This window comes from Paenibacillus terrae HPL-003 (assembly GCF_000235585.1).
GTDB lineage: Bacteria > Bacillota > Bacilli > Paenibacillales > Paenibacillaceae > Paenibacillus > Paenibacillus terrae_B.
Genome location: NC_016641.1, coordinates 4,216,015 through 4,227,797, shown reverse-complemented (window position 1 = coordinate 4,227,797; position 11,783 = coordinate 4,216,015). Strand labels below are relative to the sequence as shown.

9 protein-coding genes are annotated in these 11,783 nt (G+C 48.1%); all 9 read right to left on the bottom strand.

The genetic code is table 11. The features are described from left to right. Positions 1 to 50: 50 nt before the first annotated feature. The gene (locus HPL003_RS19265) at positions 51 to 1,916 is read right to left on the bottom strand and encodes an ABC transporter ATP-binding protein (protein WP_014281408.1); all 1,866 of its coding nucleotides are present in this window, start codon (positions 1,914 to 1,916) and stop codon (positions 51 to 53) included. After that, positions 1,891 to 3,795, bottom strand: coding sequence for an ABC transporter ATP-binding protein (locus tag HPL003_RS19260; RefSeq protein WP_043922446.1), 1,905 nt, complete (start codon positions 3,793 to 3,795; stop codon positions 1,891 to 1,893). Before HPL003_RS19260 ends, HPL003_RS19265 begins: the two co-directional genes overlap by 26 nt. 168 nt (positions 3,796 to 3,963) lie before the next feature. Next, positions 3,964 to 4,788 (bottom strand): thioesterase II family protein, encoded by an 825-nt coding sequence (locus HPL003_RS19255; protein ID WP_014281406.1) that lies wholly within the window; start codon positions 4,786 to 4,788, stop codon positions 3,964 to 3,966. Between the two features lie 809 nt (positions 4,789 to 5,597). After that, positions 5,598 to 6,575: a class II fructose-bisphosphatase gene (glpX, locus tag HPL003_RS19250; RefSeq protein ID WP_014281405.1), complete on the bottom strand. Its 978-nt coding sequence runs from the start codon at positions 6,573 to 6,575 to the stop codon at positions 5,598 to 5,600. Between the two features lie 139 nt (positions 6,576 to 6,714). Further along, positions 6,715 to 7,518 (bottom strand): pyruvate, water dikinase regulatory protein, encoded by an 804-nt coding sequence (locus HPL003_RS19245; RefSeq protein WP_014281404.1) that lies wholly within the window; start codon positions 7,516 to 7,518, stop codon positions 6,715 to 6,717. Between the two features lie 13 nt (positions 7,519 to 7,531). Further along, a complete protein-coding gene (locus tag HPL003_RS19240; RefSeq protein ID WP_014281403.1) occupies positions 7,532 to 8,152 on the bottom strand; it encodes a helix-turn-helix transcriptional regulator in 621 nt (206 codons plus the stop codon). 236 nt (positions 8,153 to 8,388) lie between these two features. After that, a complete protein-coding gene (locus HPL003_RS19235) occupies positions 8,389 to 9,600 on the bottom strand; it encodes an ABC transporter permease (protein WP_014281402.1) in 1,212 nt (403 codons plus the stop codon). Further along, positions 9,597 to 10,316, bottom strand: coding sequence for an ABC transporter ATP-binding protein (locus HPL003_RS19230; protein WP_014281401.1), 720 nt, complete (start codon positions 10,314 to 10,316; stop codon positions 9,597 to 9,599). Before HPL003_RS19230 ends, HPL003_RS19235 begins: the two co-directional genes overlap by 4 nt. A 6-nt stretch (positions 10,317 to 10,322) precedes the next feature. Continuing rightward, positions 10,323 to 11,780: an efflux RND transporter periplasmic adaptor subunit gene (locus tag HPL003_RS19225; RefSeq protein ID WP_014281400.1), complete on the bottom strand. Its 1,458-nt coding sequence runs from the start codon at positions 11,778 to 11,780 to the stop codon at positions 10,323 to 10,325. Between the last annotated feature and the right edge of the window lie 3 nt (positions 11,781 to 11,783).

Sequence of the window (11,783 nt, the reverse complement as noted above, 5' to 3'; positions counted from 1 at the left end):
ATGTCTCTCTCCTCGCAAAATAGATATTGTTAAAAAGGTACTTCGCGCATTTATGCGGTTTGTTCCTCGGGATGCTTTCGAAACTGAAGCTCATACAGCTTCGCATAATGACCGTCTTTGGCAAGGAGCTGGTCATGGGTACCCTGTTCTTTCAGCTCGCCTTCGGCAAGAACACAGATCGTATCCGCCCGCTCAATTGTAGATAATCGGTGGGCAATGACTAATGTCGTACGATCCTTCATCAGCTCATTTAAGCCCTGCTGGACCTCATATTCCGATTCTGCATCCAGCGCCGAGGTCGCTTCATCCAGCAGCAAAATCGGTGCGTTTTTGAGCAAAGCGCGGGCAATCGCGATCCGCTGTCTTTGACCGCCGGACAGGTTGGCTCCGCGTTCACCAACTATGGTGTCGTAGCCCTCTGGCAGCTCGGCTATGAAGCCGCTGGCATAGGCCGTTTTGGCCGCAGCCTCCACTTCCTCATCCGTGGCATCCGGCGAGCCAAAGCGGATATTATCCGCTACTGTACCGTGGAACAACGTGGCCTCCTGTGGGACATAGCCCATCAAATCCCTGACCTCATCTAGCCGAAGCTCTCCTGCCGATCGACCTCGGACCCGCAGCACACCTTCATCCGGTGGATAAAAGCCTAGCAATAGCTTCATGACTGTGCTTTTGCCACCACCACTTGGGCCGACGAGCGCGGTGACCTGCCCTTCCGGCACGACCAGGTTCAGCCTTCGCAGCGTTGGACGGTCCGGCTGATAGCCGAAGGTGATGTCGTGCAGCTCCAGCGCAGCCGGAACTTGTTCAATGTTATGGCCTGAGCTCACAGTTTCGACAGCACTATAAGATCCCGTAGGTTCACGAGCTGATAAAACTGCTGCCTCCGAGCCGATCAGCCCAGCTTGCGGTTCCTTCTGTTTCGACGCTGGAAAATGCTCATCTTCCTTCGACTCATTCAGGATTTCGCGGATACGCGCCAAGCCCGCCAAGGAGTTCTGCAACAGCGATACAGCCGCCCCCAGCTCCAAAAACACCGTGGAAATGCCGCCTTGCAGCTGCACAATTTGTCCCAGTACTCCCAGCTCCATCTGCTTCTGTGAAACCAGAATCAGTCCAGTGACAAGCACACCACCCAGCGTAATGAATTCAATTACAAAATTATACATATCCTGCAAGCCCATATGACGTCCCTGCCGGATGCTGATGCGGTTTATGTCCTCGCTTGCATCGTTACAAAGTCCGCCTACCTTTGTCCGCAATCCAAACAGCTTCACCGTCTGCAAGCCGGACAGCAAATCACTTAACCGTTCCGTGAACCTGCTCATCCGTCCTTGTAACTCTTCACTCGTCTGTCGCATCTTCTTCGCGAAATGAGAATTTACCCAAGCTGAAGCCAGCCCAAGTAAAACCGCCATAACCCCAAATCGCCAATCCAGCACCAGCATAATGACCAGCGAACCAAAGAAAAGTGAAACTTCCAGTATAATCGAGCGAATATGAACGGTGAAAGCCTGCTCCAACGTCTTTACATCGTTTGTCATGCGGGATACAAGATCACCAGAATGGCGTTTTTCAGCCTTTTCATATGATAGCTTGACGATATGCCCGAATAGTCTCACCCGTACATTGGCAATCGCCAGCTTCACACACCGCTTATACATGTAGCTGCACAGCGGAGAAATAAGACTTAGTGCCAAAAACGTACCGCTAACCAAATAAATCGCCTGGTAAAGCCCCTGCACTTCCCCATCAACCGCAAAATTCAGCAAATAATGCACCACAAAGGAAAGTAAAATCGTGATGCTCGCATTGGTCAGACTGTTGCCAAACAACCCGATAAAATACCATTTTCGGTGCGGCTTCATCAGGGAAATCAACTGCTTAAACTCATAAAACCCCTGCTTGAAGGTCACGTTTCTCACTCCTTTCCTCTGGCATCGAATTGCCGTTTTCCATCGTATGCAGTTCTTCTTCGAAATTTTGCAAATACAGCTTTCGATATTCACCATCGCGACCCAGTAATTCCTCATGCGTGCCCGATTCCACAACGCTCCCCTGATCAAGTACAATAATCCGGTTCGCCTGACGCACGGTTGACAGTCGATGAGCAATCACCAGTACCGTCCGATTATGCATTGCTGCATTCATCGCGATCTGCACCTGAGCCTCCGACTGGCTATCGAGCGCTGAAGTTGGCTCATCCAGTAAAAGCAGCGGAGCATTTTTCAACAATGCTCTTGCTATGGAAATACGCTGCTTTTGTCCACCAGACAATCCGCCTCCCCGCTCGCTCAAAAGGGTTTCGTAGCCCTCGGGAAGCTGAACAATAAAATCATGCGCATGCGCCGCTTTCGCCGCCTCTACAATTTCTTCACGCGTCGCCTCCAGACGTCCATATCCGATATTTTCTGCAATCGTGGCCGGAAAAAGCGACGGCTCCTGAGATACCATCGAAATATGGCTGCGCAGGCTTGTTAAATTCCAATCCGTCAAACTCTTTCCAAATAGTTGAACGGTTCCAGCATGCTCTCCCGGTTCATTAAATCCGCAAAGCAGCTTAAAAATTGTGCTTTTGCCGCCACCGCTGCCGCCGACAATCGCTACCGTTTCTCCTTGTCCTACTTGGAAGCTGATATCCTTGAGCACCGTGTTCCCTTCGTCGTAGCCAAAGGTCAAATGGTCAAACCTGACCACAGCAGCGTCATCGTCGCTTTCTGCTCCGTCTATCTCGCTTTTACTTGCTTGACTAGCTTGGTTGGCTTTCCTAGCTGCATCGTCTTCAAAACGTAGGCCCTTATCCCCTCGATTCTCATCGACTGAGGTGATTTCACCACCTTGACGTTCATCCGGCCAATCCAATACCTCAAACAAATGCCTCGCCGCTCCCCCCGCTTCCTTCATTTGCGAGATGATCATCGGCAGCATGGAAACAGGCTGCAATATGAACGAAATCAGATATAAAAATAGGACGATGCCTCCAGCATTCAGCTCTCCTTGTTGAATCAGGTATCCTCCGTACGCAATGACCAAAATAATGGGTGTTGCCAGCATCATCACACCTACCGGAGTAATAGACGCATAGCGCTTTTCCAGTCCCAATCCGCGCCTGACGACCTCCTCCATAATCACCATATACTTCTTCAACAACACAGCCTGCATATTGAATGCCTTGACGATGGGAATTCCTCCAATTGCATCCTGTCCGACCGCGTTCAAATGAGCCATTTTCTCCTGAAGCTGCTCGGAATATTTTTCAATCGGCCTGCTCATCAGTGTTGTTATGATCATTCCTACAGGCATAAGCGCAAGACTGGCCAAGATCAGCTTCCAGCTTGTTATTAAAAGCAACGTTAGTGATGCCGTAAACACCAGCGGTAAATAAAACAGATTGGCAAACTGCTCGATAAAAAAATTCTGTAACATCGCCGTATTGTTCGTAAGCCGGGATACCAAATCTCCAGTGAATTTCCTCTCCACTCTGGAAACCGGTAAATCGCAAAACTTATGTACGAGGTCGCCTCTCAAATCGCGCAGTGCGCTAACGCTAAATCGCGCTGAAGCGTACCTCATCACAAACTTACAGGGCATTCCAATTAGCGTCATACCAACAACTAGATAGATCATGTTTTGGGTGGAGGAGAAGGTCCCCCCTACCATTTGCTCGATGGCCTTACCCAAAATAATGTCTATGGCTGCCAAACATAAGGAGGCGATCACTGTTATGAAAACCCATAGATTGTACGGTCTTACATAACGCGCGAGTCTTCGAAAAGCAGAATTTGATCGAAACAAGGACATCCCTCTTTTTCGTTGCTCACACTTTCGCAGTGCGAACTTTTTTAAGTTGCAATGGACATGGTGAGATAAACTCTGGCTCTGGATGTATGAGTAGGTGGTGGGTTGATTGTCGAGTGGTTGCCGAGATGTTAATAACGTAGTGTATCATGATGTGTGGGACTTTTAACTCTGCCTGAATCGTGGTTGTAGGGTATTGTTGCCGTAAGATGTATGAGCTGCGGCAGTGTGGTTCAGGGCTGAGGATGCGGACAAAATATTCACTACTGCGGTTATAACTTCTTGCTCTTGTTCATGAATGAAAAAGTGATTGCCTTCGAACATTCGCACATCTATGGGCGATGTGGTGTGCTGCTGCCAGGCATGAAGTGAATCAGTGCTCACCTCATGATCCTTCATGCCGCCCAAAATGGTCATCGGACAGGCCAAGGGGCTTCCCGGCTGATAAACATACGTTTCGCACACCTTAAAATCCGCACGCAAACGGGGCATAATAATTTGCATTAACTCTGCATTTTGCAGTACTTCTTCGGGTGTTCCCTGCATCAAACGAAGCTCTTCGGTGAAAGGTTGGTCTGCTAAATCATGGAGTTGTTTTTTCGAATACGGATGATGTGGTGCGGATTTACCGGATGCGATGATATGGACAGGCAGTGTTCCGGTTTTGCTATACAATTGCCGTGCTGTTTCAAAAGCAATCAATGCTCCCATACTGTGTCCAAAGAAAGCAAACGGCTTATGTACGTATGGAGCCATAGCAGGAAGCAGCGAGTCCACGATGTCCTGAATGGTATCCATTGAGGCTTCTGTGGAACGGCTTTCACGTCCTGGAAGCTGTACAGGCAACACAGTAATGTCAGGCGCAAGTCTAGACTTCCAGGAACTGAATATAGAAGCACCTCCACCGGCATATGGGAAGCAAAATAGCTGGAGCTTCTCAGCCGGATGAACCGCGGTTTTCGCAAACCAAGATTGTGACCGAGTCGTCATATGAATTCCTCCATCCTCTATACAGTTCATAATTTTACAGTAAATCCTTATATCTCTTTTTTTCTTCCAACACTTTCTAGCTATTTTTAAATATACAAACTTTAAAACCGCTTGACATGGGACAAAAGATCTAAATTGATAGAGTTCATAAAAATAAAATAACATCCATATTATTCTATTTATTCCCAGTCTTTAAAAGCAACAATTTCACTTTATGCATTAATTGCCTGCTGATCATGACCTGTTAATTGGATTCAAAACGAGCTTTCAGATTTTCATGAATTTTGTAAAATCAAAATTATTATGATTTGCAATAAAGCTAGAAAGCTTTGTGCTACAGCAATTTTACCTTTACATGCCATTAACATAAATGTAACAAATTCATCCTGATATCATCCGACAAATTCCGCCTTTTTCCGCAACAGCCTTCAATCCCCTATTTTATGGGATTAAATTTCATCAAGCTCACATCAACCAAAATTAATAACTCTTTAATTTTTTAATAGAACATGCCATTTTATAGTTCTAAAGAACTAATTTTCGCAGATTTTTTTTCGACTCTCTGTCTAAAAATTTAAGTTAAGATTGAATTTTTCTCCCCTAAAGCTAAGAATTTTCTTTTCAAACTTTAATAGAAACGTTTTTATCTTCCTTCAAAAGTGTCAATTTTCAGGAATTTATATCTTTGGTTCTGGCCCTTCTGCAATCGACAAACGAACCGGAAACACCAAACAGCAAGTCTCCATATGGTAAGAGACTTGCTGTTTTCAAGCTTATTATGACTTGGTCTTTAATGTAGCTGTGAATACTTAAGAGGATGCGGCTGCAGCGAGCGTACCAGAAGCGTCTGTTGTATGGTGAATACTACGTACGAAGCGAATCGTTTTTGTTTCCGAGTGCATCACGACCGAATGGGTTTCCGCTCTATGACCAGGGAGAGAACGAACCCCCTGCAACCACTCGCCAGGTGTCACACCAGTAGCCACAAACATCACGCCTTGGCGTCCGACCATATCATCCATGGACAATAAAGCCCCCGGGTCAGCAATGCCCATACGTCTGCACCGCTCTATCTCTTCTTCACCATGAGGTAACAGACGACCTTGGATCTCTCCACCCATGCATTTCAGCGCCGCCGCAGCCAACACACCTTCAGGCGCTCCACCAGAGCCGATATGCAGATCAACACCGCTCTCCAGGCATGTTTCAATTGCACCCATTACGTCTCCATGCCCAAGCAGCTTGATCCGAACGCCGCTCTCCCGCAGAAGCTTGATAATTCCGGCGTGACGTGTACGATCCAGAATGGACACGGTAAGTTCGGACAAGGATTTACCCAGTATCCGTGCGGCCTTTGACAGGGTAGCCGGAATCGGATCATCCAGTGATAGCTTTCCAGCCAGTGCCGGGCCTACGGCCATTTTTTGCATATACATATCCGGAGCATGGAGCAGACCTCCACGGGGGGCAGCAGCAATGACCGATAGGGCGTTGTTCAATCCGTTCGCTACCGTTTCAGTTCCTTCCAGCGGGTCGACGGCGATGTCTATGGCCGGCCCTCTGCGATTGCCTACTCTTTCCCCGATATACAGCATGGGAGCCTCATCCATTTCTCCTTCGCCAATGACGACCGTACCATCCATAGATACCGCGTTAAAATGAGTGCGGATGGCTACCGTAGCCGCCTCGTCCGCGCTGTTCTTATCTCCACGTCCTGTCCATTGCGCTGATTGCAGCGCTGCCGCCTCTGTAACCCGAACGAATTCCAATGCCAGTTGACTCTCCATACCTATCCCTCCACCTCTTCTAAAAATTATGGTTACCCTTGGGCAAATTATTATTTTTAGAGCAGCTATGCTGCCTTTTTTATTTATCTATAACACTCCTGTATCCTACAGCAACTATTATCTATTGAGCAGCTAGCTTCTATAACATCTTGATAATCAAACCCGCTGTTTCTTCAATCGCTTTATCGGTGACATCAATGATCGGGCAACCTAATTTCGTAAACAGGGATTGCGCATACGCAATCTCTTCCTCCACCCGCGTTGATGTAGCATATTGCACATTATTAGGCAGTCCCATCACCTTGAGTCGCTCACTACGTATTTTTAGCAGCAACTCCGGCTGGATCGTTAACCCAAACACCCGACCATGCTGTACATCCTTTAACTGTGCAGGCGGTGTCAGCTCCGGTACAATGGGAATGTTGACCGTCTTGTAACCTTTATGCGCCAGAAACATCGACAAAGGAGTTTTGGAAATACGAGATACGCCTAGCAGTACAATATCTGCTTTGAGAATGGCGCTCACATCTTTGCCATCATCATATTGAACCGCAAAATCCATGGCTTCCACACGACGGAAGTAATTATCGTCCATCCGATGCAACAAACCGGGTTTTTCCTTGGGATCATCATGGAACGTGTCAGCAAACGCCTGCATCATCGGGCCCATGATATCGACAGCCCGCACATTCAGCCGGACAGCCTCCTCTTTCATCGCTTCTCTCAATTCCGGCTGCACCAGCGTATAAGCTACAAAACCTTTACGCTCAGCCACCTCTTCCATCACCCGGCTCAGTTCGTCTTCATCTCTTACATTCATAAATCTCTTGATCTCTGTGTCCGGTAGCTCAAATTGGCGCATGGTCGCCTGAACGACGGCTTCCGCCGTCTCGCCAATCGAGTCTGAACAGATCGCTATAAAATGACTGCGCGCCTGAACCATTCGATTCCTCCCATTAATCCTCTGCTACCATATCGAGCAACATTTTGATAATATTCGTTTTCGTAATGCGTCCCACGACTTTCCAGTGTTCCCCTGGTTTGTCGGAATTGGAAGGGACGACGACAGGCAGACTGTCGATTTGACGGGCAATGATTTTGCGCGCTGCCTCCAATACAGTGTCTTCCGGGGAAACGGTGACGACATTCGCCTGACGAGTCATCACGAGACTGACAGGGATGGTCGCCGCATTCGGATTGCCTAACGTAACCTTGAGCAGATCCTTGCGGGAAGCTACTCCTGCCAGATTCCCCTCTTCATCGGTAACGATCAGGTTACTCACGTTCTCCAGAAAAAGAGCAACCACCGCTTCCTGAATCGTTGTTGTTTCACGTACGATGACTGGAACCCCGTGAAGATCGCCGACCTTCATTTGCATGAGCCGGAATTTTTCCTCCCGGTTCGGCGTGCCCCGTTTTCCGACAAAATAACCAACCTTGGGCTTCGCATCTATATAATTCAGAATGCCCAGCTTGGATAGATCGGTCCGAATGGTGGCCTTGCTGAGATTGAGCATTTCCGCAATCTGATCACCGGTAATCGGGGCATGCTTTTGTACGATGTTTAAAATTTCCACTTGTCTTGCCGTAAGGTCGATGATGAACGCCCCTCCTTTTTTTTCCTTGCTTTCTGATATTAAATATAATACGTCATATATAATTATAAATCAACCTATAAAAGCATATAAAACATCACATATATAAAATTAAAGCGGTTATTGGTGGTTTTTCATTGTTTAAAGCACTTATTACACATCAAAAAAGCGGATACTTCACACCCTGCTCTTTCGAGTAAGACGAAGTATCCGCTCCCTTATTCATATCTTAAAGCATCAATCGGACGCAGCTTGGACGCCTTCCGCGCCGGGTACACTCCAAATAGCACACCAACCCCCATGCAGCACAGAAAAGAGTACAGCACCGGTTCCATCGTATACACAATCGGCATATGGACAAATTTCTCCAGCAGCTTCGCGCCCCCAAGACCCGCCATAACGCCAACCAGCCCGCCCATCAGACTAAGAAAAACAGCCTCGGCCAGAAATTGCAGCATAATATCACTGCGCTGCGCACCAATCGCCTTGCGAATCCCGATCTCCCTCGTCCGTTCCGTGACAGACACCAGCATAATATTCATGATGCCAATGCCTCCAACACCGAGCGCAATCGCAGCGACGCCGAGCAACAGCATATTCATAACCTTGTCTACACCTGAGACCGTTTTTAGGATCTCCGTTTGGGTCATGATCTGAAAATCATCGCCCTCTGATGGCTTCAGCTCATGCCGGGCACGCAGCACCTGTCGGATTTCAGCACTCGCCTGGTCAATCTTCTCCTCCATTGTTGCAGAAGCATTCACCTGCTGAATGCTCATATTCCCCAGCCGTTCCATTCCTGTTGTAATCGGCACATATACCTGCTGCCCGCTGTTACTCATATTGGAATTGGAATTCGTCAGTACCCCGACCACCTTAAAAGGAAGCTGTTTGATCATGATCGTTTCCCCCACCGCCTTGGAGGCATCCGGACCAAAAATATTACGGGCTGCATCGCTCCCTAGCACCACGACATTCAGTCTCTTATCCACTTCATAGTGGGTAAAAGACCTGCCCTGAGCGAGCGACAGCTTTCTCACATGGATGAAAGCCAGCGAAGTCCCCTCAATCTGTCCGTTGACCTTATTACGGCTCCACGTAATATCCGCATTGGTCATGGCACTTGGAGCTACCTCGGCTACGGCTTTTTGCTGCTCTAGTTCAGCGATATCCTCCAGAGATATTCCTTTCGTCTGACTGAACGACATGGAGCTGGACCCATCATATGGGGCATAAGGATAAATCATGAGCAAATTATTCCCCATACTGTTAATCTGCGACGTAATCGTGGCCGTAGAGCCTTTACCAATGGCTACAATCGCGATTACAGCAGCCACCCCAATAATAATACCCAGCATGGTCAGCAAGGATCGCAGCATATTGGTTCGCAAACTGTTGAGCGATACCCGGATAATTTCCCGAAATTTCATGCCTTCACTTCCTCTGCCGCCATTCTTCGGTTCCCAACAGGCTGATCCTCTTCAATCCGTCCATCGCGAAAATGAATCAGACGCTTGGCGTATTCCGCAATTTCCTGATCATGCGTAACGAGCACAACCGTTTTGCCCTGATCGTTCAGGCGCTGGAAAATCTCCATAATTTCAACGCTCGTTTTGGAGTCCAATGCGCCTGTCGGCTCATCCGCCAAGAGAATCACCGGATTGTTCACAAGTGCGCGCGCAATGGATACCCGTTGCTGCTGACCGCCTGACAGCTCATTCGGTTTGTTGTTCATCCGATCGCCCAGCCCTACACTGGTCAGTGCCTCAATCGCCCGCAAGCGCCGCTCCTTGGCTGGTACGCCTGCATAAATCATTGGCAGCTCTACGTTATCCAAAGCAGTGGCCCGCGGAAGCAAATGAAATTTTTGAAATACAAATCCGATTTTCTGATTACGGATAATAGCCAGCTCATCCTCACGAGCATCCAGTATCGAATAACCGTCCAAATAAAATTGTCCCGAGGTAGGCAGATCCAGACAGCCGATAACATTCATCATCGTAGACTTGCCTGATCCAGACGGGCCCATGATTGCCACAAAATCACCGTCAGCAATGTTGAGTTGCACATCACGCAGGGCATGAATTTCCTGATCCCCGACTTGGTACACCTTTTTCATATCCTCAATTTGAATGACATGTCTCATACCCGTTTAAAAGCCTCCTTGCATGCCACCCATATTGGAAGGATCTGGAGGTGCTTCAGGAGCAGGCATAACAATCGTATCGCCCTCCTTCACACCTGACTTGAGTTCAACCCGATCTGGCGTGTAAAATCCGAGCTCTACAGGCTTGAACGTACGCGCCCCTGGGTTTGCCGGATTGGAGGCAAGATAGACGCCGTCTTGTCCACCTTCGGATCTCAGCGCAATCGCTGGCACAAACAGCACATTTTTGTGTACTCCCAAAATAACGGACACATTCATAATCATACCGGTTTTCAGCTTGCCTTTTGGGTCATGAACGGACAGCTCCATCAGATAGGTCGTCATGCCTTCATCAGTGGATGCTTCCGGTGAGACGAATTGCACCTTGCCCGGGAACGACTCACCCGGGTAAGCATTGGTGGATAACACCGCTGAAAGTCCCTTTTTCACCTTTACAATGTCGTTCTGACTGATTTTCGCGCTAATCTTGAGATTGTTGGAGTCCGAGTTATTCATGACGATAAAAGGTGCCGTTGGACTGGTTCCGACATCCCCATTCACCTTTAAAATGACTCCGTCCCACGGTGCGGTGACCTGAAGCTTGTTCAGGTCATTTTTTTTCTGCTCCAGCTCGGTGGCCAACCTTCTAACCTCAATCCGTGCGGATTGGATATTGGAGGCATCGGCTGGAACCTCCGTTTTGCGGAACTCAGCCATAGCCGATCGATAGCCGATTTCAGCCTCTGCGATAGCATGACGCTTTTGCGACATGATTTTGCGGAATTGTAAATCCAGACCGTCATAATCCGTCTGTGCCTTATCCAATGCTAGTTCTGCCTGCTCCATATCACTGTTGGACACCGCTCCGGCATCATGTAAAAACTTTTGATCTTCATATGCCTTTCGCGCCTGCTCCAACTGCTTTTTGGAAGCCTTCTTCTGACTTTCCGCTTCTTCCAGCTCAAATGATTCCTGTGCTGTATCGACAGCCATTTTAGCCCGAAGCACGTTCGTCTTCTGAATTTCAATATCCTCCGCCTTTGGCCCCTTCTCCAATTCAGCCAGCTTGGACTTGGATATTTCCAAATTATCGGATGCGCTCTGGATTTGCATCTTAATTTCAGAACTGTCCAGAAGAGCCAGGACTTGTCCTTTTTTCACCTTGTCTCCGGCCTTCACGTTTACCGCCGCCAACTTATTTTCGCCTGTACTTGTGAAATTCAGTTTTACTTCCTTCGAAGCCTGCACGGTACCAGACGCATCTAGCTTCTCGCTCACATCCCCGCGCTCCACTTTAAGCATCTCGTCCTGAACCAATGGTACAGCCTGCTCTCGGGGCAGCTTCAAATACACTGCTGTTCCACCCCCGCCTACAACCAGCAGCACAACCATGGACCAGATCCACTTTTTTCTCCGTTTTCTTCGTAACTTTAATAAGGCATCATTTAAAACCGTTTCTGCCAACTT